Source organism: Methylobacterium sp. NMS14P (assembly GCF_028583545.1).
Taxonomy (GTDB): domain Bacteria; phylum Pseudomonadota; class Alphaproteobacteria; order Rhizobiales; family Beijerinckiaceae; genus Methylobacterium.
This window is the reverse complement of the sequence record NZ_CP087106.1, coordinates 1245276-1267888: the sequence shown is the minus strand read 5'-3', so window position 1 is coordinate 1267888 and position 22613 is coordinate 1245276. Positions and strand designations below refer to the sequence as shown.

The 22613-nt window shown below is 72.1% G+C and carries 23 protein-coding genes; 17 read left to right on the top strand and 6 right to left on the bottom strand.

Translation table 11 applies throughout. The features are described 5' to 3' along the window. The first annotated feature begins 111 nt into the window (after positions 1-111). The 4 genes from LOK46_RS05970 to LOK46_RS05955 all read left to right on the top strand — a co-directional run bounded on the left by LOK46_RS05970 (position 112) and on the right by LOK46_RS05955 (position 3812). A complete protein-coding gene (locus tag LOK46_RS05970) occupies positions 112-633 on the top strand; it encodes a DedA family protein (protein WP_020092475.1) in 522 nt (173 codons plus the stop codon). A 50-nt stretch (positions 634-683) separates the two neighbouring features. After that, a complete protein-coding gene (locus tag LOK46_RS05965) occupies positions 684-1460 on the top strand; it encodes a cobalamin-binding protein (protein WP_273562924.1) in 777 nt (258 codons plus the stop codon). A gap of 116 nt (positions 1461-1576) precedes the next feature. Next, positions 1577-2089, top strand: a complete 513-nt coding sequence (locus LOK46_RS05960; RefSeq protein ID WP_273562923.1) for an MmcB family DNA repair protein — start codon at positions 1577-1579, stop codon at positions 2087-2089. A 118-nt stretch (positions 2090-2207) separates the two neighbouring features. Continuing rightward, positions 2208-3812: a Na+/H+ antiporter gene (locus LOK46_RS05955; RefSeq protein ID WP_273562922.1), complete on the top strand. Its 1605-nt coding sequence runs from the start codon at positions 2208-2210 to the stop codon at positions 3810-3812. Between the two features lie 15 nt (positions 3813-3827). Here the strand turns inward: LOK46_RS05955 and LOK46_RS05950 are convergent, their stop codons facing one another. Further along, on the bottom strand, positions 3828-4106 hold the full coding sequence (locus LOK46_RS05950; protein WP_091682325.1) for a hypothetical protein: 279 nt from the start codon (positions 4104-4106) through the stop codon (positions 3828-3830). Positions 4107-4255: 149 nt separating this feature from the next. Further along, complete coding sequence (locus tag LOK46_RS05945) at positions 4256-4705, bottom strand: GNAT family N-acetyltransferase (RefSeq protein ID WP_273562921.1); 450 nt, start codon at positions 4703-4705, stop codon at positions 4256-4258. Between the two features lie 176 nt (positions 4706-4881). Between LOK46_RS05945 and LOK46_RS05940 the strand changes: the two genes are divergently transcribed. From LOK46_RS05940 to glyS, 3 genes are all read left to right on the top strand, one after another. After that, complete coding sequence (locus LOK46_RS05940; RefSeq protein WP_103985503.1) at positions 4882-5790, top strand: glycine--tRNA ligase subunit alpha; 909 nt, start codon at positions 4882-4884, stop codon at positions 5788-5790. Between the two features lie 230 nt (positions 5791-6020). Continuing rightward, positions 6021-6464 (top strand): DUF3828 domain-containing protein, encoded by a 444-nt coding sequence (locus tag LOK46_RS05935; RefSeq protein ID WP_273562920.1) that lies wholly within the window; start codon positions 6021-6023, stop codon positions 6462-6464. Between the two features lie 52 nt (positions 6465-6516). Next, positions 6517-8616 carry a glycine--tRNA ligase subunit beta gene (gene glyS / locus LOK46_RS05930; RefSeq protein WP_273562919.1) on the top strand — a complete coding sequence of 700 codons (2100 nt, stop codon included), beginning with the start codon at positions 6517-6519 and terminating at the stop codon, positions 8614-8616. A gap of 93 nt (positions 8617-8709) precedes the next feature. Here glyS and otnC read toward each other — a convergent pair whose 3' ends face one another. Then, on the bottom strand, positions 8710-9390 hold the full coding sequence (gene otnC / locus LOK46_RS05925) for a 3-oxo-tetronate 4-phosphate decarboxylase (protein ID WP_273562918.1): 681 nt from the start codon (positions 9388-9390) through the stop codon (positions 8710-8712). After that, complete coding sequence (locus LOK46_RS05920) at positions 9387-10394, bottom strand: LacI family DNA-binding transcriptional regulator (RefSeq protein ID WP_273562917.1); 1008 nt, start codon at positions 10392-10394, stop codon at positions 9387-9389. The genes otnC and LOK46_RS05920 overlap by 4 nt, the downstream gene beginning before the upstream one ends. A gap of 387 nt (positions 10395-10781) precedes the next feature. Here LOK46_RS05920 and LOK46_RS05915 point away from each other — a divergent pair, with 387 nt between their 5' ends. From LOK46_RS05915 to denD, 5 genes are all read left to right on the top strand, one after another. Continuing rightward, a complete protein-coding gene (locus tag LOK46_RS05915) occupies positions 10782-12104 on the top strand; it encodes an MFS transporter (RefSeq protein WP_273562916.1) in 1323 nt (440 codons plus the stop codon). 178 nt (positions 12105-12282) lie between these two features. Continuing rightward, positions 12283-13191, top strand: a complete 909-nt coding sequence (gene ltnD, locus LOK46_RS05910) for an L-threonate dehydrogenase (RefSeq protein ID WP_273562915.1) — start codon at positions 12283-12285, stop codon at positions 13189-13191. 13 nt (positions 13192-13204) lie between these two features. Beyond that, positions 13205-13987: a 2-oxo-tetronate isomerase gene (gene otnI, locus LOK46_RS05905; protein WP_273562914.1), complete on the top strand. Its 783-nt coding sequence runs from the start codon at positions 13205-13207 to the stop codon at positions 13985-13987. Next, positions 13984-15258 carry a 3-oxo-tetronate kinase gene (gene otnK / locus LOK46_RS05900; RefSeq protein ID WP_273562913.1) on the top strand — a complete coding sequence of 425 codons (1275 nt, stop codon included), beginning with the start codon at positions 13984-13986 and terminating at the stop codon, positions 15256-15258. The genes otnI and otnK overlap by 4 nt, the downstream gene beginning before the upstream one ends. Positions 15259-15284: 26 nt before the next feature. Continuing rightward, positions 15285-16262: a D-erythronate dehydrogenase gene (denD, locus tag LOK46_RS05895; RefSeq protein WP_273562912.1), complete on the top strand. Its 978-nt coding sequence runs from the start codon at positions 15285-15287 to the stop codon at positions 16260-16262. A 132-nt stretch (positions 16263-16394) separates the two neighbouring features. On the opposite strand, the gene LOK46_RS05890 is transcribed toward denD, so the two are convergent. Both LOK46_RS05890 and LOK46_RS05885 read right to left on the bottom strand, forming a co-directional pair. Further along, complete coding sequence (locus LOK46_RS05890; RefSeq protein ID WP_273562911.1) at positions 16395-16796, bottom strand: type II toxin-antitoxin system VapC family toxin; 402 nt, start codon at positions 16794-16796, stop codon at positions 16395-16397. Beyond that, on the bottom strand, positions 16796-17035 hold the full coding sequence (locus tag LOK46_RS05885; protein ID WP_273562910.1) for a type II toxin-antitoxin system VapB family antitoxin: 240 nt from the start codon (positions 17033-17035) through the stop codon (positions 16796-16798). Before LOK46_RS05885 ends, LOK46_RS05890 begins: the two co-directional genes overlap by 1 nt. Positions 17036-17118: 83 nt before the next feature. On the opposite strand from LOK46_RS05885, the gene recQ reads away from it, so the two are divergent. From recQ to grxD, 5 genes are all read left to right on the top strand, one after another. Next, positions 17119-18960, top strand: coding sequence for a DNA helicase RecQ (recQ, locus tag LOK46_RS05880; protein WP_273562909.1), 1842 nt, complete (start codon positions 17119-17121; stop codon positions 18958-18960). 154 nt (positions 18961-19114) lie between these two features. Next, the gene (gene purL, locus LOK46_RS05875; RefSeq protein ID WP_273562908.1) at positions 19115-21340 is read left to right on the top strand and encodes a phosphoribosylformylglycinamidine synthase subunit PurL; all 2226 of its coding nucleotides are present in this window, start codon (positions 19115-19117) and stop codon (positions 21338-21340) included. A gap of 26 nt (positions 21341-21366) precedes the next feature. Further along, on the top strand, positions 21367-21603 hold the full coding sequence (locus LOK46_RS05870; RefSeq protein WP_007568343.1) for a BolA family protein: 237 nt from the start codon (positions 21367-21369) through the stop codon (positions 21601-21603). Between the two features lie 23 nt (positions 21604-21626). Then, positions 21627-22058: a DUF29 family protein gene (locus LOK46_RS05865; RefSeq protein ID WP_273562907.1), complete on the top strand. Its 432-nt coding sequence runs from the start codon at positions 21627-21629 to the stop codon at positions 22056-22058. A gap of 101 nt (positions 22059-22159) precedes the next feature. Beyond that, complete coding sequence (grxD, locus tag LOK46_RS05860) at positions 22160-22498, top strand: Grx4 family monothiol glutaredoxin (protein ID WP_010685583.1); 339 nt, start codon at positions 22160-22162, stop codon at positions 22496-22498. Positions 22499-22613: the final 115 nt, after the last annotated feature.

Sequence of the window (22613 nt, the reverse complement as noted above, 5' to 3'; positions counted from 1 at the left end):
ACGGTTAGCCGGTTCCCGCGCCGGCTGCACCCCTGTCCCTTGCCGCCCTCCCCCGCGCGCCTCAGATGGGACCGACCCTCCTCCTACTCCCAGAGCCCCGTTCGGAGCCCCATGGACATCGAAGCCCTGCGCACCTCGACCCTCGCCTTCGTGGAGGCGCACAAGGCCTGGACGCCGGTCATCGCGGGCGGCCTCGCCTTCTGCGAATCGATCGCGATCCTGTCGCTGTTCGTCCCGGCGACCGTGATCCTGGTCGGCATCGGGGCCCTCGTCGGCGGCGCCGACATCCCGTTCTGGCCGGTGGTGATCGCCGCGGCGCTCGGGGCCGCCCTCGGCGACTGGATCTCGTACGAGGCCGGGCGCTGGCTCGGGCCGGGGGCGAAGACCAAGTGGCCGCTGCGGCGCTATCCCGAGCTCATGGCCAAGGCCGAGGCCTTCATCGGCCGCTGGGGCATCGCCGCGGTGGCGCTGGGACGCTTCTTCGGGCCGGCCCGCGCCCTGGTCCCGCTCTTCGCCGGGATCCTCGGCCTGGCGCGGCTGCCGTTCCAGCTGGCCAACGTCGCCTCCGCCCTGATCTGGGCCTTCGTGCTGCTGGCCCCCGGGGCCGGGCTGCTCACGTGGCTCGACCGATAATGCGGCTCGACCGATGATCCGGCTCGACCGATGATCCGGCCCGACCGCTGATGCGCCGCTTCCCGCCCGAGCGGATCGTCTGCCTCACCGAGGAGACGGTCGAGACCCTGTACCTTCTGGGCGCGGAGGCGCGGATCGTCGGCGTCTCGGGCTACGCGGTGCGCCCGCCCCGGGTCCGCCGGGAGAAGCCGCGCGTCTCGGCCTTCACCAGCGCGGACATCCCGAAAATCCTGGCGCTGGCGCCGGACCTCGTCCTGGCCTTCTCGGACCTCCAGGCCGGCATCGTCGCCGACCTCGCCCGCGCGGGCGTGGCGGTCCACCTGTTCAACCAGCGCGACGTAGCGGGCTGCCTCGCGATGGTGCGCACGCTCGGCGCCCTCGTGGGCCTGCCGGAGCGGGCCGAGACCCTGGCGGCGGGCCTCGAGGCGCGGCTGGCCGCGGCCGCCGCAGAGGTGCCGGACCGGCCGCCGCCGCGCGTCTACTTCGAGGAGTGGGACGCGCCGATGATCTCTGGCATCGGCTGGGTCTCGGACCTGATCGGCCTCGCGGGCGGCCGGGACGTCTTCCCGGAGTTGAGCCGCCAGCCGGCCGCGAGGGACCGAATCGTCACCGCCGAGCAGGTGATCGCGGCCGCGCCCGACGTGATCCTCGCCTCGTGGTGCGGCAAGCGGGTCAACGCCGAGCGGATCCGGTCCCGGCCCGGCTGGGCCGCGATCCCGGCGGTGCGCGACGGGCGCATCCACGAGATCAAGTCGCCGCTGATCCTGCAGCCCGGCCCGGCCGCGCTCACCGACGGGTTCGACGCGATCCGGGCCTGCCTCGGGTGATCGCCCCGGGGCGCTGCCGCGGGGCGGTGCCGCGCCGCAGGTGACGGAGCGGGCGCGACTTGGCAGGATGTCCCGATTCGGTACAGACGCACCCGCAGACGCATCCCCCGAGCTCGATGTCCGCTTCCCTCGGCCTTCCCGATTCCGCACCCCCGTCCGTCGAGGCGCTGCTGCCGCCCGACCGGCGGCAATCGCCCACGGCCCTGCGCATCCAGCGCGGCGTGCGCCGGCTGTTCTCCGAGATGGGCTGTGTCACCCTGCCGGAATTCTCCCTCGTCAACGGCCGCCGCGCCGACGTGATCGCGCTCTGCGGCGCCGGCAAGCTCACCATCGTAGAGATCAAGTCGAGCGTGGCCGATTTCCGCGCCGACCGGAAATGGCCGGATTACCGCGACTTCTGCGACCGGTTCTTCTTCGCCATCCCGGAGGACGTGCCCGAGTCGCTGATCCCGGAGGAGTGCGGCCTGATCGTCGCCGACGCCTACGGGGCCGGGATCCTGCGGGAACCGCCCGAGCACCCGCTGAGCGGCGCCCGCCGCAAGGCCGTGACGCTGCGCTTCGCCCACAGCGCCGCGCGCATCCTGCACGCGCTGGCCGATCCGGGTGCCGTGCGGGAAGGGGCGCTCTAGGTCGCGGCCCGCGCCGCGACCCTCGGCGGACCTTCGGCCGACGCGGTATTCATCCGACCAGGAAACGTCCTAGAACGGCCGCGCTTCCCGCAGATCCAGCGCCGGGCCCGATCCACCGATGACCTCCGTCGCCCTGTTCGAGCTGATCCTCGGCCTCCTCGGCGCGGCCCTGCTGCTGTCGCTGGCGGCCGGGCGCCTGGGCTTCCCGCCGGCCGCCGCCCTCGTCGTCGGCGGCATGGCGCTGGCGGTGGTGCCGGGCCTGCCGGCCTTCGATCTCGACCCGGACCTGATCATGGTCCTGTTCCTGCCGCCGCTCCTGCTCGAATCCGCCTACTTCACCGTCTGGCGCGACTTCCGGGCGAGCCTCGGCCCGATCCTGTCCCTGTCGCTCGGCGCGGTCCTGTTCACGACCCTCGTGGTCGGGCTCGTCGCCCACGCGGTGGTGCCGTCCCTGCCCTGGGCCGCCTGCTTCGCCCTCGGCGCCATCGTCTCGCCGCCGGACGCGGTGGCTGCCAAGGCGGTGCTGGCCCGCGTCGCCCTGCCCCGCCGGATGATCACGGTCCTGGAGGGCGAGAGCCTCGTGAACGACGCCTCGGGCCTCGTGCTCTACCGCTTCGCGGTGGCGGCGGCGCTCACCGGCACCTTCAGCGCCTGGGCGGCGGCCGGCAGCTTCGCGTGGCTCGCGGTGGCGGGCGTCGCGGTCGGGATCGCGTGCGGGGTGGCGGTGACCCTGGTGATGCGGCGGATGCACGACGCCAACGCCATCACGGTGCTGAGCTTCCTCGCGGCCTACGTCGCCTACCTCGCGGCCGAGGAGATCCACGCCTCCGGCGTCCTGGCCGTGGTCGCCTGCGGCCTGATGATGGGCGGCCGGGAGCACGAGACCTTCGACGCGCATGCCCGCCGCCACTCCGTGGCGGTGTGGGAGTTCGTGGTCTTCGTGCTGGAGGCCCTGGTCTTCGTCCTGATCGGGCTGGCGCTCCGCGGCGTGCTGGCCCGGACCGGCGGCCAGCTGGGGGCGCTCTCGGCGGAGCTGCCGCTGGCCCTCGCCGTCACGGCAACCTGCGTGGTCGCTCGCCTGCTCTGGGTGTTCCCCGCCGTCTACCTGCGGCGGCTCCTGTCGCCGCGGTTCCGCGCGCAGGAACCGTCGCCGAACCCGGCGGTGCCGCTGATCGTCGGGTGGGCCGGCATGCGCGGGGTCGTGACCCTGGCGGCCGCCCTGGCGCTGCCGGTGGACTTCCCGGGCCGCGACGCGATCCTGGTCGCGGCCTTCGCGGTCATCCTGTTCACCGTGCTGGTGCAGGGCACGACGCTGGGGCCGCTGATCCGGCGGCTGCGCCTCGACCCCGCGGCGCACCTCCCCGACGGCCATCTCGACGCGCCGATGGCCCGCGTGGTCGTGAACGAGGCCGGGCTCGCCGCCCTGGAAGGCCTGGTGTTCCCCGAGACCGGGGCGCCGCAGCACCCGCGCCTCGTGGAGGAGTACCGCCGCCGGGTGCGGGCGTCCTCGCGGGACCGCGACGAGCGGGCGGCGCTGGAGGCCGAGAAGACCGAGCACTTCGCCGCCGCGCTGCTCGCCGTGCGCTCAGGCCGGTCGGCCCTGATCGACCTGCACCGGCAGAACCGGATCCACAGCTCGGTTCTGCGGCAGCTGGAGACGGAGATCGACCTGGAGGAGCTCCATCTCAAGCGTCTGGCCGGGACCGCACCGGCCCACGTCTGAGTCGGGGCGCGGGCGTCAGTGGGCCGCGCAGCCGTCCGCCGACTGGCCGTAGCCGCTGTAGACCACCCGCACCTTGCGCAGGCAGCTTCCCTCAGCCTTCGGCGCGGCCGCCACGGGGGCGACCTCCACCGGCTCGACCCGCAGGGTCGCGGCCACCGGCTGGTCCTCGGACGTGGCGAGTGCGCGGCTGGCGCTCATCACGAAGGGCGTGGCGGCCAGCGACGAGATGGCGAGCGCGGCGAAGACGGCGATGTTCTTGCGGCCGAAGGTGGTGCGGGTGCGAGCATTGAACATGACGGGTCGTCCGACGTCTAATATTCGGCAGCGCTGAGGTGCCGAGATCCCCTGTTGCGCTGATAACTTGGCCGTCAGCTCGGCGGTTCCGGTTTATCGCCCAAAAACCGCCACGCTTGGGTGTCCCGGCGCACGCGGGGCGCCGGCGCTCAGAAGATCCTGCGGTACTGCACGAAGCCCGACTTCTCGGCGATCCGGTCGTAAAGCTGCATCGCGTCCGCGTTGGTCTCGTGCGTCAGCCAGTGGACGCGGGAGCAGCCGGCGGCCTGCGCGGCCGCGTAGACGTGCTCGATCAGCCGACGGCCGATCCCGAGCCCGCGGGTGCCGTCCGCCACGAACAGGTCCTGAAGGTAGCAGTAGTCGCCGACCGTCCAGGCCGAGCGGTGGCGGATGTGGTGGACGAGGCCGACCGCCTCGGCGCCGCGCCACGCTAGGGCGCCGTCCACCGGCTCGGCCGGATCGTTGAGGCGCTGCCAGGTCGTGTCGGTGACGGCGTCCGACAGGTCGACCTTGTAGAACGCCTGGTAGCCCCGCCAGAGCGGCAGCCAAGCGTCCCGGTCGCCGGGGCCGATCGGGCGGATCGCGAGGTCAGGATCCATGATTCTCTCCGTGGGTGCGCGGCCAGCGGACCATCATCGGGACCGCAGAGGCAACCCGGGATGCCGGCGCCGCGCTCCCGCGGTCGACACCCTTCGCCTTGCACCCCCGCGCGCCCGCACCTAAACCGGCCCGCCGGCGGCCCGAGCCGACGCGCGATCCCGAGCTTCCGAGACCGATGTCCGAGAAAAAATCCTTCCAGGGTCTGATCCTGACGCTTCAGGAATTCTGGGCGGCGCAGGGCTGCGTGATCCTCCAGCCCTACGACATGGAGGTCGGCGCCGGCACGTTCCATCCGGCCACGACCCTGCGGGCGCTCGGCCCGAAGCCCTGGAAAGCGGCCTACGTCCAGCCCTCGCGCCGGCCCAAGGACGGCCGCTACGGCGAGAACCCCAACCGGCTCCAGCACTATTACCAGTTCCAGGTCATCCTGAAGCCGAACCCGCCGAACCTGCAGGAGCTCTACCTCGCCTCGCTCGCCGCCATCGGCGTCGACCTGAAGCTCCACGACATCCGCTTCGTCGAGGACGACTGGGAGAGCCCGACGCTGGGCGCCTGGGGTCTCGGCTGGGAGTGCTGGTGCGACGGGATGGAGGTGTCCCAGTTTACCTATTTCCAGCAGGTCGCGGGCTTCGAGTGCGCGCCGGTGGCGGGCGAGCTGACCTACGGGCTGGAGCGGCTCGCCATGTACGTCCAGGGCGTCGAGAACGTCTACGACCTCGACTTCAACGGCGCCGAGGGCGCCGACCGGATCACCTACGGGGACGTGTTCCTGCAGGCCGAGCAGGAATATTCCCGCCACAACTTCGAGGCGGCCGACACCGCGATGCTGTTCCGCCAGTTCACCGACGCGGAGGCCGCCTGCCGGTCCTACCTCGCGGCGGGCGCGCCGGACGCGGAGGGCGCGCGCCATCGCATGGCGCAGCCGGCCTACGACCAGTGCATCAAGGCGAGCCACGTCTTCAACCTGCTCGACGCGCGCGGCGTGATCTCGGTGACGGAGCGCCAGAGCTACATCCTGCGCGTGCGCGAGCTGGCCAAGGCCTGCGGCGCGGCGTGGCTGAAGACGGCGGCCGGGGGCGCGTGAGCCATTCCGACGAAGCCGGCGCGCGTCGCAGACTTCGCACGCCCCGTCTTTGCGAGCGGAGCGAAGCGATCCAGCGGCGCCACGGCTAGGGACGTTCCGCTGCCCTGGGTCGCTTCGCTGCGCTCGCGATGACCGAGCGGCCCCCATCGCGGAGCCCCTTGAGCCCTCGCGCGTTGCAACCCCCGCCAACCGGCGCGCCTCGGCGCGTCCGCAGACGCGGGACATGCCCAATGAAGAAGACGATCCTCGCCCTCAGCCTCCTCGGATTCGGCCTCGCCCCCGCGCTGGCGGCCGATCCCGGGCCCGAGGCCACGGTGAAGAAGCTCTACGCCGAGCCGCACCCGAATCACTCCTCCGTGTACTCGAAGCGCCTGCAGGGCCTGTTCGACGCCGACGCGAAGCAGGCCAACGGCGCCACCGGCAACCTCGACTTCGACTACCGCCTGAACGGCGAGCCCCTGAAGCCCGACACGGTGAGGAACCTGACCTTCAAGGAGGCCACCGAGGGCAAGGACCAGGCGAAGGTCACGGTCGAGCGCAAGGGCGGCAACGGCGCCAACGTCATCGTGTACGACCTCGTGCGCGAGGACGGCGGCTGGAAGGTCTCCGACGCCCACGCGATCGGCGACCGGAAGTGGCAGCTCTCGACCATCCTCAAGGGCGAGGCGCGCTGAGCCCCGCGCGCCGACCCTCGACAGGGGTGCGGCGCGGCGATATGGCCGCCCCATGCCCGACCTCCTGCTCGAACTCCGCTCGGAAGAGATCCCCGCCCGCATGCAGCGGCGCGCGGCGGAGGATCTCAAGAAGCTCGTCACCGACGCCCTCGTGGCGCGCGGCTTCCTGTACGAGGGCGCCCGGGCGTTCTCGACGCCGCGCCGCCTCGCGCTCCACATCGCCGGGCTGCCCGCGCGGGGCGAGGCCGTGCGCGAGGAGCGCCGCGGCCCGCGGGTCGGCGCCCCCGAGGCGGCCGTCCAGGGCTTCCTGAAGGGCGCGGGTCTGACGAGCCTCGACCAGGCCACGACCGTCACCGATCCGAAGAAGGGCGAGTTCTACCTCGCGGTGATCGAGCGCCCCGGCCGCGAGACGCTGGACGTCCTGGCCGAACTCCTGCCCGAGATCGTCCGGACCTTTCCCTGGCCGAAATCCATGCGCTGGGGCGCGGCCTCGGCCGAGCCGGGCTCTCTGCGCTGGGTGCGCCCGCTGCAGTCGATCGTCGCGACCTTCGGGCCCGAGACGGAGACGCCGGAGGTGGTCCCCGTCTCGGTCGCCGGGATCGCGGCCGGCACGGTGACGTACGGCCACCGGTTCCTCGCCCCCGAGGCGATCGAGGTGCGCCGGTTCGACGACTACATCCAGGTGCTGGAGCGCGCGAAGGTCATCCTCGACGCCGACCGGCGCAAGGACGTGATCCTGCACGACGCCCGTGACCTCGCCTTCGCCCGCGGCCTCGACCTCTTGGAGGACGAGGGCCTGCTGGAGGAGGTGTCGGGCCTCGTGGAATGGCCGGTGGTGCTGATGGGCTCGTTCGACGAGTCGTTCCTCGACATCCCCGCCGAGGCGATCCGCGCGACCATCCGGGCGAACCAGAAGTGCTTCGTGCTGCGCAAGGGCGGCTCCGAGGACCTGGCGCCGGCCTTCATCCTGGTCTCGAACCTCGTCGCCACCGACGGCGGCCAGGCGATCACCGCCGGCAACGAGCGGGTGGTGCGGGCACGCCTCTCGGACGCGAAGTTCTTCTGGGAGACCGACAAGGCCACCCGCCTGGAAGAGCGCCTGCCCAAGCTCGACGCCATCGTCTTCCACGAGAAGCTCGGCACGCAGGGCGAGCGGATCGCCCGCATCGCCGCGCTCGCGAAGGATCTCGCCCCGCGCGTGGGCGCCGACCCGGCGCTCGCCGAGCGCGCCGCCCGCCTCGCCAAGGCCGACCTCGTCACCGAGATGGTCGGCGAGTTCCCCGAGCTCCAGGGCCTGATGGGCCGGAAATACGCGGTGCTCCAGGGCGAGCACGACAGCGTCTGCGCCGCCATCGAGGAGCACTACAAGCCGCTCGGCCCCTCCGACCGGGTGCCGACCGACCCGGTCTCCATCGCGGTGGCGCTCGCCGACAAGCTCGACACGCTGGCGGGCTTCTGGGCGATCGACGAGAAGCCGACGGGCAGCAAGGACCCGTTCGCCCTGCGCCGGGCGGCCCTGGGCGTGATCCGGCTGATCCTCGACCGCGGCCTGCGCCTGCGCCTGCTGGAGCAGGTCGGCGCGGCGGATCGCGGCCTTGCCGGGCGGGCCGGTGCCGACGCGCGGGATCTCCTCGGCTTCCTCGCAGACCGCCTGAAGGTCTATCTCCGCGACCAGGGCGCCCGCCACGATCTGATCGACGCCGTCTTCGCCCTGCCCGGCCAGGACGACCTGCTGATGGTCGTGCGCCGCGTCGAGGCGCTGGCCACCTTCCTCGACACCGAGGACGGGAAGAACCTGCTCGCGGGCTACAAGCGCGCGGCCAACATCCTGCGGATCGAGGAGAAGAAGGACGGCCGCGCCTACGATTCCGCGCCCGACGCCGCCCTCGCCGCCGCGGGCGAGCCGGCCGAGCGCGCCCTGGCCGAGGCCCTGGCGAAGGCGCGGGAGACCGCCTCGGCGTCCGTGGCCCGCGAGGATTTCGCCGGGGCGATGCAGGCGCTCTCGACGCTCCGCGCGCCCGTGGACGCGTTCTTCCAGGACGTGACCGTCAACGCGCCCGATCCGAAGCTCCGCGAGAACCGCTTGGCTCTGCTCAACGCGCTGCGGGCCGCGACGCGGGAGGTGGCGGAGTTCACGAAGATCGAGGGGTGAGCGTCGGCGCGCCGAGCGCGGAATCGGGCGCGGGTCCCCTCTCCCGCACGGGAGAGGGGGTGCGTCGCGCCTCGCACCGACCCCGAGGCACCCTCACCCGTGATCGTGCCCGGCATGGTCGTCCGGCTCCGGCAGGGTCAGGCCGAAATGGCTCACCAGATCGGCGACCTGCCCGGGGCTCAGCGGCCGCGGGTTGAGGTTCCGCAGGAGCAGGTAGAGCTTGGCGGTCTCCTCCAGCTCCTCGGTGGCGAAGACCGCGCCCTCCAGGCTGTCGCCGGCCACCACCGGGCCGTGATTGGCGAGCAGCACCGAGCTGTACTTCCCGGCCAGGCCCCGGATCGCGTCCGCCACGGCTGGGTCGCCCGGGCGATAGTAGGGCACGAGCGCCGTGCCGCCGGTGCGCATCAGGTAGTAGGGCGTCAGCGGCGGCAGCACCTGACGCGGGTCGATCTCCGGCAGCATCGACACCGCCACCGCGTGGGTCGAGTGCAGGTGGACGATGGCCTTGGCCTCGCTCCGGCTCTCGTAGAGCGCGCTGTGCAGTGGGATCTCCTTGGTGGGCTTGTCGCCCGACACCAGCCGCCCCGCATCGTCCAGCCGCGAGATCCGCGCCGGGTCGAGGAATCCGAGCGACGCGTTGGTCGGCGTCACCAGCCAGCCGCCGTCGGGCAGGCGCAGCGAGATGTTGCCGGACGAGCCCGGCGTCAGGCCGCGCTCGAACAGCGAGCGGCCGTAGCGGCAGATCTCCTCGCGCAGCCGGCTCTCGTCGCTCATGCGGTCGCTCCCTCGATCAACTCGAACCCGAGATCGATTTTTCTCGGGCCTTCGCCGGTCAGGCAGGCGGCGGCCCGCCGGCCGATCTCCAGGCGCGGCGTGCGCACCGTCGACAGGGGCTGGGGCATCGCCGCCGCGAAGTCGAGCCCGTTGAAGCCGAACAGCGCGATCCGTCCCGGCACCGCCAGCCCTGCCGACAGGCAGGCGAAGTAGCCGCCGAGCGCCATGTCGTCGTTGGAGAAGTAGACCGCGTCGAGATCGGGCACGCGCGTCAGCAGCGCCTCCAGCCCGGCCCGGCCCGAGGCCGGCGAGGACGGCCCCGGCCGGATTTCCTTGCCACAGAGCGCCAAACCCGCCTCCGCCAGGGCTTGCTCGAACCCGGCCAGCCGCTTGCCCGCCCGCAGGTCGACCGCGAGATCGTGCCCGAGATAGGCCATGCGGCGATAGCCGCGCGCGACGAGGTGCCGGGCGCTCGCCGCCCCCACGGCCCGGTTGGAGAAGCCGACCACGGTGTCGATCCCCTCCCCGTCCGTGTCGATCATCTCGACCACGCGCACCCCCCCGGCCTTGGCGAGGGCCACCGTCCCGGGATTGTGCTCCAGCCCGGTGAGCAGCAGCGCCGCCGGCCGCCAGGACAGGAGCGCGGCGGCCAGCGCCTCCTCCCGGTCCGGGTCGTAGTCGCTGACGCCGATCACGCAGGGGATCCCCGCGGCGTCGAGGGCCGCGGTGAGGCCGCGCAGCAGGTCGGGGAAGACCACGTTGGCGAGCGACGGGATGACGACGCCGACGAGCCGCGCGCTCGCCCCCTGGCCGGCGAGGCTGCCGGCGAGGCGGTTCGGCACGTAGCCGAGGCGGGCCACCGCCTCCGCCACCCGCTCGCCGGCGCGCTTGGAGTAGGAGCCGTGGTTGCGCAGGACCCGCGAGACCGTGCTCTCGCCGACACCGGCCGCGCGGGCGACGTCGGTGAGGGTCACGAGCCGCCCCGGCGTCTGGATGTCGTCCATGGCCCCGCTCTCCCGGCGCGGTTTTCTTGCGATGACGTCGCCATTGAGCCGGACGGATCCGGGTAGGCGCGGGTCCCCTCTCCCGTGCGGGAGAGGGTCAGGGTGAGGGGTACGACCGCTCCGGAAGAGGCTGGGTCAGCATGCGCGTCGATGACGTGCACCGTCCTGAAGCGTCTGGTCCCTCACCCCGACCCTCTCCTGCACGGGAGAGGGAGCCCGTCGCGCCCGTCATCGTCATCGCGCCTCACCGACATAGCCGCCTGCATTATTCCGCACAACCGGATTGGCAGCGCTGCCAAAAGGCGATATGGCACCGCTCCAGCGCCGCCCGACGAGCGGTGAAGACGAATGTCCGGCGGCCGTGCGGCCCGGACCAGGGAGTACGCCATGCCGGTCCAAGCCGCTCCGCTGGGGAGCGCCTCCGCAGCCGCGGACCAGAAATCCTTCGCCGACCGCACCTACGCGAAGGTGTTCTGGCGCCTCGTGCCGTTCCTGATGCTCTGCTACGTGGTGGCGTATCTCGACCGGGTGAATGTCGGCTTCGCCAAGCTCCAGATGTCCCAGGAGCTGAAGTTCTCCGAGACGGTCTACGGCCTCGGCGCCGGCATCTTCTTCCTCGGCTACTTCCTGTTCGAGGTGCCCTCGAACGTGATCCTGCACCGGGTCGGCGCCCGCGTGTGGATCGCCCGGATCATGATCACCTGGGGGGTGATCTCCGGCGCGTTCCTGTTCGTGAACTCCGAGTGGAGCTTCTACGGGATGCGCTTCCTCCTCGGTCTCGCCGAGGCCGGGTTCTACCCGGGCGTCATCCTCTACACGACCTCGTGGTTCCCGGCCCATCGCCGGGCCAAGGTGATCGCGGTGTTCATGGCGGCGATCCCGATCTCCGGCATCTTCGGCAACCCGCTCTCCGGCTGGATCATGGACGCGTTCAACGGCGCCCACGGCCTGTCGGGCTGGCAGTGGATGTTCCTGATCGAGGCGGTGCCGGCGGTGCTGATCGGCCTCGCGGTGTTCCTCTACCTCGACAACCGCCCCGCCGAGGCCAAGTGGCTGACCGAGTCCGAGAAGCAGCTCCTCGAGCACGACATCGCGGCCGACAACCAGGGCAAGGAGTCGAGCCCGCACTCTATCGCCACCGTGTTCCGCAACGGCCGCGTGTGGTTCATGAGCCTGATCTACTTCGCGTTCGTCACCGGCCAGTACGGGCTGACCTTCTGGATGCCGACGATCGTCAAGGCGTCGGGCGTGCAGGGCAACTTCAACATCGGCCTGATCAGCGCGATCCCGTTCGTCTGCGCGGCGATCGTGATGGTCCTGCTGGGCCTCTCCGCCGACCGGATGCGCGAGCGCCGCTGGCACCTGATCATCCCGGCGCTGATCGGCGCCGCCGGCTTCGTGGTCTCGGCCAATGCCGGCTCGACGACGCTCGCCGTCGCGGCGCTCTCGGTGGCGGCGGCCGGCGTGCTGACCTGCTCGCCCCTGTTCTGGTCGCTGCCCACGGCGTTCCTCAGCGGCGCGGGCGCGGCGGCCGGCATCGCGCTGATCAACTCGGTGGGCAACCTCGCGGGCTTCGTCAGCCCGTACGTGATCGGGGCGCTCCGCGACGCCACCGGCAGCACCGCCACGGGCCTCTACGCGCTGGCCGCGATGCTGGTGGTCGGCTCGGTCTGCGTGTTCGTGACGCCCGCCCGGATGGTCAACCGCTGACCTCTGATCCGGGCGCGACCTGCCCTCTCTCCCGTGCGGGAGAGGGTTGGGGTGAGGGATGCGACCTCTCCGGAACGTTCTCGACAATCACCCTGTCCCTCTCCCGCACGGGAGAGGGGACCCGCGCCTCACGCGGTGATGCAGAGGCGCCCTCCCCTTCACGCAGGAGCCGCCCCCGATGACCAACGCAACACACCGCGCCGCGGTGATCGGCCTGGGCTCCATGGGCTCCGGCATGGCCGGCTCGCTCCTCCGGGCGGGTTTTTCCGTGGCCGCCTGCGACGTGAACCCGGAGGCGGTCGCCCGCTTTGAGGCGGCCGGTGGCCGGGGCGCCGCGAACCCGGCCGAGGCGGCGCGGGACGCCGACGTGGTGGTGAGCGTGGTGGTCAACGCCGCCCAGACCGAGGCGGTGCTGTTCGGCGAGGACGGCGCCGCCGCCGCGATGCCCGCGGGCGCGGTGTTCGTCTCCTCCGCCACCATGGACCCCGCCGTCGCCCGGGCGCTGGCGGCGCGGCTGGAGGCCACCGGCCGCCACTACCTCGACGCCCCGATGAGCGGCGGCGCGGCCCGCGCGGCGGATGGCGGGCTCACCTTCCTGGCCTCGGGCTCGGCGGCGGCCTTCGCGAAGGCGCGGCCCGCCCTCGATGCCATGGCGGGCACGCTCTACGAGCTCGGCGACGCGGCCGGCCAGGGCGCGGCCTTCAAGATGATCAACCAGCTGCTCGCGGGCGTGCACATCGCCGCCGCCGCCGAGGCGATGGCCTTCGCGGCCAAGCAGGGGCTCGACCTCCGGCGCGTCTACGAGGTGATCACCAAGTCGGCCGGCAATTCGTGGATGTTCGAGAACCGGGTGCCGCACATCCTCGATGCCGACTACAGCCCGAAGAGCGCGGTCGACATCTTCGTCAAGGATCTCGGCATCGTGCAGGACATGGCCCGGGCCGAGAAGTGCCCGGTCCCGGTGGCGGCGGCGGCCCTGCAGATGTTCCTGATGGCGTCCGGCGCCGGCATGGGCCGGGACGACGACGCCTCCGTGGCGCGGCTCTACGCGCAGGTCTCGGGAGCCAAGCTCCCGGGCCAGGCTTGAGGGAGCAAGAACCATGCCGCGCTTCGCCGCCAACCTGAGCCTGATGTTCAACGAGGTGCCGTTCCTCGACCGGTTCGAGGCCGCGGCCCGGGCCGGGTTCGACGCCGTCGAGTTCCTGTTCCCCTACGAGCATGCGCCGGAAGACATCGGCGCGCGGCTCCGGGCGAACGGCCTGACCCAGGCCCTGTTCAACCTGCCGCCGGGCGACTTCGCCAAGGGCGAGCGCGGGATCGCCGCCTTCCCCGAGCGGTTCGACGAGCTGAAGGCGGGTGTCGACACGGCGCTCCGCTACGCCGAGGCGACCGGCGTCGGCCGGCTCCACCTCATGGCGGGCCTCGCCCCATGGGACGATCCGAAGGCGATCGAATCCTACCGCCGGGCCGTGACCTGGACGGCGGAGCGGCTGGCGCCGGCCGGCCTCGACCTCGTCCTGGAGCCGATCAACGGCCGCAACATGCCGGGCTATTTCCTCAACGATTTCGGCCGGGCGGCCGACCTGATCCGCGCGCTGGCCCTGCCGAACCTGAAGCTGCAGTTCGACCTCTACCACTGCCAGATCCTGCACGGCGACGTGACGACGCGGCTGCGCGCCCTGATGCCGATCGTCGGCCACGTCCAGACCGCGAGCGTGCCCGAGCGGCACGAGCCCGGCACCGGCGAGGTGGCCGACTTCTTCCTGTTCGACGAGCTGGACCGGCTCGGCTACCGCGGCTTCGTCGGCTGCGAGTACATTCCGGCCGCCGACACCGTCGCGGGCCTCGGCTGGCTCGCCGCCTACAAGGGGAGCGCCCGATGAGCCTCGCGCTGGGATGCGTCGCCGACGACTACACGGGCGCCTCGGACCTCGCCAACACGCTGACCAAGGCGGGCCTGCGCACGATCCAGACCATCGGCGTGCCTGAGGCGGGCCGGACCCTGCCGGAGGCCGACGCGGTGGTGGTGGCCCTCAAGAGCCGCTCGATCCCCGCCGACCAGGCCGTGGCGCGCTCCCGCGAGGCGGAGGCCTGGCTGCGGGCCCGGGGCGCGGCCCACGTGATGTTCAAGGTCTGCTCGACCTTCGACTCCACGGATGCGGGCAATATCGGCCCGGTCATGGACGCCCTGCGGGCCGACGCGGGCGAGACCGTCGCCCTCGTCACGCCGGCGTTCCCGGAGACGGGGCGCAGCGTCTACCAGGGCAACCTGTTCGTGGGCGCGGTGCCGCTGAACGAGAGCCCGCTCAAGGACCACCCGCTCAACCCGATGCGCGACGCCAACCTCGTGCGCGTGCTCGGGCGCCAGAGCGGCAGCCCGGTCGGCCTGATCGACACCGCCACGGTCGCCCGGGGCGCGGAGGCCGTGGCCGCCCGCCTCGACGCCCTGGCCGAAGAGGGCAAGGGCGCCGCCATCGCGGACGCGATCTTCGACAGCGACCTCGAGGTGCTCGGCTGGGCGATCGTCGACCGCAAGTTCTCGGTGGGGGCGTCCGGCCTCGGCCTCGGCCTCGCCCGGGCCCTGGTGGCCGACGGGCGCGGCACCCGGGACGCCGCCGGCGCGGCCGTGGGCGAGCCGGTGGGCGGGGCCTCGGCCTGCCTCGCCGGCAGCTGCTCGCAGGCGACCCTCCAGCAGGTCGCCGCCGCGGAGGCGATCATGCCGGTGCTGCGCCTCGACCCGGCGCGGCTGCTCGCGGGCGACGACTTGGTCGCCGAGGCCCTGGCCTTCGCGGAGGCGCGCATGCCCTCCGGCCCGGTGCTGATCGCCACCTCGGCCCCGCCCGAGGCGGTGCGCGCGCTCCAGGCTGCGCACGGGGTCGACGCGGCCGGCCACGCCATCGAGGCGGCGCTGGCGGCGATCGCCGAGGGCCTCGTCGCCCGCGGGGTCCGCCGGCTCGTGGTCGCTGGCGGCGAGACCTCCGGCGCAGTGGTCGACCGGCTGGGGCTGACCGCCTTCCTGCTCGGACCGGAGATCGCCGCGGGCGTGCCGGTGCTGCGCACGGCGGGCCGGCCCGAGCCGATGCTGCTCGCGCTGAAATCCGGCAATTTCGGCGGCGCCGACTTCTTCGGCCGCGCCCTCGACATGATGGCCTGACGCCACAACCCGACGGGAGGTTCTCCATGCACGCCCTGATTCTCGGCGCCGCCGGCATGATCGGCCGCCGCCTCGTGGACGCCCTGGTGAGGGATGGCCGGGTCGGCGGGCAGCCGCTCACCGCCCTCACCCTCCTCGACGTGGTCCCCCCCGCAGCGCCCGAGGGCTTCTCCGGGCCGGTGCGGACCGAGGCCGCCGACCTCACGGCGCCGGGCGCCTCCGAGGCCGCCATCGCCGAGCGGCCGGGGGTGATCTTCCACCTCGCCGCCGTGGTCTCGGGCGAGGCCGAGGCCAACCTCGAGCTCGGCTACCGGGTCAACCTCGACGGTACCCGCCTGCTCCTCGACGCGATCCGCGCGGCCAATGCGGCGGACGGCTACCGGCCGAAGCTCGTCTTCACCTCCTCCCTCGCGGTGTTCGGGCCGCCCTTCCCCAAGGTCATCCCGGACGACCACATCCTGCGCCCGGCCTCCTCGTACGGGGTCCAGAAGGCCATGGGCGAGCTGATGCTCGCCGACTACGCGCGCCGCGGCTTCCTCGACGGGATCGGCCTGCGCCTGCCGACGATCTGCGTGCGGCCGGGCAAGCCCAACAAGGCGGCCTCGGGATTCTTCTCGGGGATCATCCGCGAGCCGCTGGCCAGCCAGGAGGCGATCCTGCCGGTGCCCGACACGGTCCGGCACTGGTTCGCCAGCCCCGCCGCGGCGGTGGGCTTCCTCACGCACGCGGCCGGGCTCGACCTCGCGGCGATCGGCCCGCGGATCAGCCTGACCATGCCGGGCGTCTCGGCGACGGTGGCGGAGGAGATCGAGGCCTTGCGCCGCGCGGCGGGCGACAGGGCCGTGGCGCTGATCCGGCGCGCGCCCGACGCCACGATCGCGCGGATCGTCGGCTCCTGGCCGGAGGCGTTCGAGCCGGAGGCCGCGCTCGCCCTGGGCTTCCGGGCGGACGCGTCCTTCGACGCGATCGTGGCCCAGCACGTGGCCGAGTTCCACGGCGGCTGAGGCCCCGCTCGCCGTCGTCACGCGCGCAGCGAAGTGACCCAGGGCGGCGCGACCTCGGTGGACGCGGCGCCACTGGATTGCTTCGCTCCGCTCGCGAGGACGAGGGTGCCGACATCAGATGTGAGCGGGCGGTCAGCCGAGGGCCGAGCGGATGTCGGTCTGCGGGAATTCGTCGCCGACGTAGAGCAGCGGCACGCCGTGCACCCGCGCGAAGGCATAGGCGAAGCAGTCGCCGAGGTTCAGGCGCGCCGGGTGGCGGCCCTTGCCGTAGCGGGCGTGGGCCATGACGGCGAGGCGCGCCTCCGCTTCGGCGATCGGGACCCGTGTGACGCCGGCGGCGTCCAGGAAATCGTCCACGATCTCTCGAGCGACCTCGGGCGGGACGGCCTGGAGCCAAGCGATGGCGAGCACCGCCTCGTAGACGGCGACGCCGCTCGTGAGCCGCACGGAACCGTCGCGCAACCGATCCAGCAGCGTACGATGTCCTGGCTCGCCGGTGACGATCGCCACGATGGCGGACGCGTCGACGAACATCACTCGTCGTTCAGGCTGTCGTAGAACGCCTTGTCTGCCTGGAGGCCCGTTGACGGGTAGGACGCCAGCCTTTCCTGGATCTGCGTGACCCTCTCCAGGAAGGTCTCGCGCTCCGCGTCCCGCCGCGCCAGCTCGTTCGCGAGCGCGAGTCGCACCGCCTCGGTCTTGCTCACGCCGGCCCGCGATGCCAGCTTCTCGGCCAGCTGATTCACCTCTTCGCTGCGGATGTTGAGCGGCATGGCGGCCCCCGTGTAGACACCGGGAGGCTGGTGTCTACACACCCCTGCCGCAAGGGCGGCCAGAACCCCGATCAAGGATCCCGATGACCCGCCTCGACGAGGCCCGCGCCGCGCTGAAGAAGACGTTCGGCTACGAGGATTTCCGCCCCGGCCAGGACGAGGTGATCGGCGCGGTGCTCGACGGGACCGACGTGTTCGCCGTGATGCCCACGGGATCGGGCAAGTCGATGACCTACCAGCTCCCGGCGCTCGTCGATCCGGGGCTCACCGTGGTGGTCTCGCCGCTGATCGCGCTGATGCACGATCAGGTCCAGCAGATGCGCAGCGTCGGCATCCGCGCCGCGACCCTCAACTCGACGGTGGCCGAGTCGGAGTCCCGCGAGACCTGGCGCGCCCTGCGCTCCGGCGACCTGCGGCTGCTGTTCGTCTCCCCCGAGCGCCTGCTGATGGACGGCTGCATGGACGCCCTGCGCGGGGCCGGCGTCCGGCGGCTGGCCGTCGATGAGGCCCACTGCGTCTCGCAGTGGGGACACGATTTCCGCCCCGAGTACCGGGAGATCGCCCGCGCCCGGACGGCGCTGGGCAACGTCCAGACCCTGGCGCTCACCGCCACCGCCGACGCCGCGACCCGCGCCGAGATCGCCGAGCGGCTGTTCCCGCAGGACCGGCCCCCGCGGATCTTCGTCCACTCCTTCGACCGGCCGAACATCCGGCTGACCTTCCAGCCCAAGGACAACCCGGCCCGGCAGATCGAGCGGTTCCTGAAGCACCGAAGGGCGGAGAGCGGGATCATCTACTGCTCGTCGCGCAAGCGCACCGAGCAGCTCGCCGAGACCCTCCGGAAGGACGGCTTCGACGCCCTGCCCTACCATGCCGGCCTCGACCAGGCGACGCGGATGGCGAACCAGGACCGGTTCCTGCAGGAGGACGGGGTGGTGATGACCGCCACCGTCGCGTTCGGCATGGGCATCAACAAGCCGGACGTGCGCTTCGTCTGCCACGCCGACATGCCCAACAACGTCGAGGGCTACTACCAGGAGATCGGCCGCGCCGGCCGCGACGGGCTGCCGGCCGACACCCTGACCCTCTACGGGCTCGACGACATGGCGCTCCGCCGCCGCCAGATCGACGAGAAGGAGATCTCGGACGACCGCCGCCGGGTCGAGCGGCGCAAGCTCGAGGCGATGATCACCCTGTGCGAGGGCGCCACCTGCCGCCGCCAGTCGCTGCTCGCCTATTTCGGCGAGGCGAGCGAGCCCTGCGGCCGCTGCGACCTGTGCCGCGGGGGCGTGACCCTCGTGGACGGGACCGTCCCGGCCCAGAAGATCCTCTCGGCGATCGTGCGCACCGGCCAGCGCTTCGGCGCGGCCTATGTCTGCGACGTGGTCCACGGGAAGGAGAGCGACCAGATCCGCCGCAACGGCCACGCGAGCCTCAAGACCTTCGGGGTCGGGGCGGACAAGCCGGTGGCGGCCTGGCGGGCGATCCTGCGCCAGCTCTTCGCGGCCGGGGCGATCGCCGAGAACGCCGACGGCTACGGCGGCCTGTCCATGACCGAGAAGGGCGAGGCGATCCTGTTCGGCCGGGAGCCGGTCCAGCTCCGTCCCGATCCGGAGCCGAAGGCCGAATCCCGCGAGCGCCGCCGGCCCGCCGCCCGCGAGGACGGCGAGATCGCCCTCTCGGAGGCCGACGAGGCGCTGTTCCAGCACCTGCGGGGCCTGCGCGCCACGCTGGCCCGGGCCGAGGGGATCGCGGCCTTCATGGTCTTCCCGGACCGCACCCTGATCGAGATGGCCCGCCAGAAGCCCGTCGACCTCTGGGCGCTCCGCACCGTGCACGGCGTCGGCGAGCGCAAGCGCGAGGCCTACGGCGACAAGTTCGTGGCGGCGATCGCCGATTTTCTGGCCCATCCGCCGGCCGCGTGACCGGCACCCATACACGGCCAGCAGTGCCGGCGTATTGCAACGCGGTGGCGGAACGCACTAATCCGTCACCGTCGCCGCGCGCGGCCCGGTTCGGGTCGCGCATCGGGTCGAGGGCCCTGCCGGGGCTCCCGGACCGCCCTCGTCGAGACCGCCCATGTTCCGCAACGACGTTCCGATCACCCCCGAGCTCGTGGCCCAGCACGGCCTGACGCCGGACGAGTACGAGCGCTTCCGCGGCCTGATCGGGCGCGACCCGACGCTGACCGAGCTCGGCATCGTCTCGGCGATGTGGAACGAGCACTGTTCCTACAAGTCCTCCCGCAAGCACCTGCGCGGGCTGCCGACCTCGGCGCCGTGGGTGATCCAGGGGCCGGGCGAGAACGCGGGCGTCATCGATATCGGCGACGGCCACGCCTGCGTGTTCAAGATGGAGAGCCACAACCACCCGAGCTACATCGAGCCCTACCAGGGCGCGGCGACCGGCGTCGGCGGCATCCTGCGCGACGTCTTCACCATGGGCGCGCGGCCGATCGCGGCGCTCAACGCCCTGCGCTTCGGCTCTCCGGATCACCCGCGCACGCGCAGCCTCGTCTCCGGCGTGGTCGCGGGCGTCGGCGGCTACGGCAACTCCTTCGGCGTGCCGACCGTCGGCGGCCTGACCGGCTTCCACAAGCGGTACGACGGCAACATCCTGGTCAACGCCATGGCGGTGGGGCTCGCCCGCACCGACGGCATCTTCTACGCGGCCGCCGCCGGCGTCGGGAACCCGATCGTCTATCTCGGCTCCAAGACCGGCCGCGACGGCATCCACGGCGCCACCATGGCGTCGGCCGAGTTCGACGAGGCCTCCGAGTCCAAGCGCCCGACCGTGCAGGTCGGCGACCCCTTCGCCGAGAAGCTGCTGCTGGAGGCCTGCCTGGAGCTGATGGCCTCCGGCGCGGTCATCGCCATTCAGGACATGGGTGCGGCCGGCCTCACCTGCTCGGCGGTCGAGATGGGCGCCAAGGGCGACCTCGGCGTCGAGCTGGACATCGACAAGGTCCCGGCCCGCGAGGCGGGCATGACCCCCTACGAGATGATGCTCTCGGAGAGCCAGGAGCGCATGCTCATGGTGCTCAAGCCCGGCATGGAGGCCGAGGCCCAGGCGATCTTCGTGAAGTGGGGCCTCGACTTCGCGGTGATCGGCCGGACCACCGACACGCTGCGCTTCGTCATCAAGTGGCACGGCGAGACCGTGGCCGACCTGCCGATCAAGGAACTCGGCGACGAGGCCCCGCTCTACGACCGGCCGCACCTCGCCAACACGCACCAGCCGGTGATCGCGGCCGCCGATGTGGCGGCCCCGGCCTCGCTCACCGACGCGCTGAAGCGCCTCGTCGGCTCCCCTGACCTCGCCTCGAAGCGCTGGGTGTTCGAGCAGTACGACCATTTCATCCTGGGGAACACCGTCCAGAAGCCCGGCGGCGACGCCGCCATCGTGCGGGTCGAGGACGGGCCGAAGGGCCTGGCGCTCACCTGCGACGTCACCCCGCGCTACTGCGAGGCCGACCCGGTCGAGGGCGGCCGGCAGGCTGTGGCCGAGGCGTGGCGCAACATCACCGCTGTCGGGGCCAAGCCGCTCGCCATCACCGACAACCTGAACTTCGGCAACCCCGAGAAGCCCGAGGTGATGGGCCAGCTCGTCGGCTGCCTCCAGGGCATCGGCGAGGCCTGCCGGGCGCTCGACTTCCCGGTCGTGTCCGGCAACGTCTCGCTCTACAACGAGACCAACGGCGTCGGCATCCTGCCGACCCCGACCATCGGCGGCGTCGGCGTGCTGGACGACGTGGCGCGCCACGCGACCATCGCCCTCAAGCGCGCGGGCGACGTGCTGGTGCTGATCGGTGCGAGCGAGGGCTGGCTCGGCCAGTCGAGCTACCTGTCGGTGATCGAGGGCCGCGAGGCGGGCGCGCCGCCGCCCGTCGACCTCGCGCTGGAGCGCCGCAACGGCGACTTCGTCCGCGGCCTGATCCAGGCCGGCACCGTCGACACGGTCCACGACCTCGCGGATGGCGGCCTCGCGGTGGCGCTCGCCGAGATGGCGATGGCCGGCGGCCTCGGCGCGGCGCTCTCCGACGTGCCGGTGGACCTGCCGCCCCACGCCTACCTGTTCGGCGAGGATCAGGGCCGCTACCTGCTGGCGGTGCGGCCGGAGGCGGCCACCGACCTCCTCTCGGCCGCCGCGGCCCAGGGCGTGGCGGCGGCCTCGGTCGGCGTCGCGGGCTCCGACCGTTTGACCCTGCCGGGCGGCGAGACCATATCGCTCGCCGACCTGAATGCGGCGCACGAGGGCTGGCTGCCCGACTACATGGCGAGCCAGCCGGCCGCGCCGGCCGCCTGAGCCCCGTTCTGACGAGGAGTTTCCCGATGCCGATGGATGCGGGCGAGATCGAGCGCATGATCCGCGAGGCCCTGCCGGACGCGCAGGTGGAGATCCGCGACCTCGCGGGCGACGGCGACCACTACGCCGCCACCGTCCTGTCGGCGGCCTTCAAGGGCAAGACCCGGGTGGCGCAGCACCAGATGGTCTACGGCGCCCTGCAGGGCCGGATGGGCGGCGTGCTCCACGCCCTTGCGCTGACCACGGGCGTCCCTCAGGATTGAGCCTTCGCGCGGGAGCTCTCCCGATGGATCGACCGAGTCTCTACGACGACGATATCGTGAGCTGGGCCGAGGAGCAGGCGGCGGCCCTGCGCGCGCTGGCCGAGCGGCCCGAGCTGTCGAACGCGGTCGATTGGGAGAACGTTGCCGAGGAGATCGAGAGCGTGGGGCGTTCGCATCTGCGGGCCGTCGAAGGTCTGCTGGTCCAGACGCTCACCCACCTCCTCAAGCGCGCGTCCGCCCCGCTCGCGCCGGCCAGCCTGCACTGGCGGGAGGAGATCGCGACCTTCCAGATCACCGCCTGGAACGCCTACGAAGCGTCGATGCGGCAAAGGCTGAGCTGGAACAGGATCTGGAAATCCGCCGTCACGGTTGCCGAGGCTGGTCTCGGCGCCTTTGGAAACGCCCTGCTCCCGGGACTGCCGGAGGCCTGCCCGATCCGTCTGAGGACCTTCTGACCGAGACTTTCGACATAGAGCGCGCCCTTCGCACGATCGCCGTGTCGGTTGCGCGCCGCTGATTCAGGCCTCACATACGAGCGACAAGCAAGGACAGAGCGATGACCGACGCTAACACGACCATCCAGAACGAGATCGCCTCCCAGGACGTGGTGGTGTTCATGAAGGGCACGCCGCAGATGCCGCAATGCGGCTTCTCGGGGCAGGTGGTGCAGATCCTCAACTACCTCGGCGTGCCGTTCAAGGGCGTGAACGTCCTGGCCGACCAGGAGATCCGCGAGGGCATCAAGGCCTTCTCGAACTGGCCGACCATCCCGCAGATCTACGTGAAGGGCGAGTTCGTCGGCGGCTGCGACATCACCCGTGAGATGTTCCAGTCGGGCGAGCTGCAGACCTTCCTCTCGGAGAAGGGCGTGCCGGTGAAGACCGCCGCCGCCTGATTGTTTCGGGGACCTTCGACGGACGGATCAGGGCGCCCGCGGGCGCCCTTTTTCGTGCCCGTCCTTGCGAGCGGAGCGAAGCAACCCAGCGGCGCCACGCCTGCCGAGCTCGCGC

What these genes read in the sequence shown, in the direction of transcription:
- LOK46_RS05970 (WP_020092475.1), top strand. Translation starts at nt 112, where the DNA reads ATGGACATCGAAGCCCTGCGCACCTCGACCCTCGCCTTCGTGGAGGCG.
- LOK46_RS05965 (WP_273562924.1), top strand. Translation starts at nt 684, where the DNA reads ATGCGCCGCTTCCCGCCCGAGCGGATCGTCTGCCTCACCGAGGAGACG.
- LOK46_RS05960 (WP_273562923.1), top strand. Translation starts at nt 1,577, where the DNA reads ATGTCCGCTTCCCTCGGCCTTCCCGATTCCGCACCCCCGTCCGTCGAG.
- LOK46_RS05955 (WP_273562922.1), top strand. Translation starts at nt 2,208, where the DNA reads ATGACCTCCGTCGCCCTGTTCGAGCTGATCCTCGGCCTCCTCGGCGCG.
- LOK46_RS05950 (WP_091682325.1), bottom strand. Translation starts at nt 4,106, where the DNA reads ATGTTCAATGCTCGCACCCGCACCACCTTCGGCCGCAAGAACATCGCC.
- LOK46_RS05945 (WP_273562921.1), bottom strand. Translation starts at nt 4,705, where the DNA reads ATGGATCCTGACCTCGCGATCCGCCCGATCGGCCCCGGCGACCGGGAC.
- LOK46_RS05940 (WP_103985503.1), top strand. Translation starts at nt 4,882, where the DNA reads ATGTCCGAGAAAAAATCCTTCCAGGGTCTGATCCTGACGCTTCAGGAA.
- LOK46_RS05935 (WP_273562920.1), top strand. Translation starts at nt 6,021, where the DNA reads ATGAAGAAGACGATCCTCGCCCTCAGCCTCCTCGGATTCGGCCTCGCC.
- glyS (WP_273562919.1), top strand. Translation starts at nt 6,517, where the DNA reads ATGCCCGACCTCCTGCTCGAACTCCGCTCGGAAGAGATCCCCGCCCGC.
- otnC (WP_273562918.1), bottom strand. Translation starts at nt 9,390, where the DNA reads ATGAGCGACGAGAGCCGGCTGCGCGAGGAGATCTGCCGCTACGGCCGC.
- LOK46_RS05920 (WP_273562917.1), bottom strand. Translation starts at nt 10,394, where the DNA reads ATGGACGACATCCAGACGCCGGGGCGGCTCGTGACCCTCACCGACGTC.
- LOK46_RS05915 (WP_273562916.1), top strand. Translation starts at nt 10,782, where the DNA reads ATGCCGGTCCAAGCCGCTCCGCTGGGGAGCGCCTCCGCAGCCGCGGAC.
- ltnD (WP_273562915.1), top strand. Translation starts at nt 12,283, where the DNA reads ATGACCAACGCAACACACCGCGCCGCGGTGATCGGCCTGGGCTCCATG.
- otnI (WP_273562914.1), top strand. Translation starts at nt 13,205, where the DNA reads ATGCCGCGCTTCGCCGCCAACCTGAGCCTGATGTTCAACGAGGTGCCG.
- otnK (WP_273562913.1), top strand. Translation starts at nt 13,984, where the DNA reads ATGAGCCTCGCGCTGGGATGCGTCGCCGACGACTACACGGGCGCCTCG.
- denD (WP_273562912.1), top strand. Translation starts at nt 15,285, where the DNA reads ATGCACGCCCTGATTCTCGGCGCCGCCGGCATGATCGGCCGCCGCCTC.
- LOK46_RS05890 (WP_273562911.1), bottom strand. Translation starts at nt 16,796, where the DNA reads ATGTTCGTCGACGCGTCCGCCATCGTGGCGATCGTCACCGGCGAGCCA.
- LOK46_RS05885 (WP_273562910.1), bottom strand. Translation starts at nt 17,035, where the DNA reads ATGCCGCTCAACATCCGCAGCGAAGAGGTGAATCAGCTGGCCGAGAAG.
- recQ (WP_273562909.1), top strand. Translation starts at nt 17,119, where the DNA reads ATGACCCGCCTCGACGAGGCCCGCGCCGCGCTGAAGAAGACGTTCGGC.
- purL (WP_273562908.1), top strand. Translation starts at nt 19,115, where the DNA reads ATGTTCCGCAACGACGTTCCGATCACCCCCGAGCTCGTGGCCCAGCAC.
- LOK46_RS05870 (WP_007568343.1), top strand. Translation starts at nt 21,367, where the DNA reads ATGCCGATGGATGCGGGCGAGATCGAGCGCATGATCCGCGAGGCCCTG.
- LOK46_RS05865 (WP_273562907.1), top strand. Translation starts at nt 21,627, where the DNA reads ATGGATCGACCGAGTCTCTACGACGACGATATCGTGAGCTGGGCCGAG.
- grxD (WP_010685583.1), top strand. Translation starts at nt 22,160, where the DNA reads ATGACCGACGCTAACACGACCATCCAGAACGAGATCGCCTCCCAGGAC.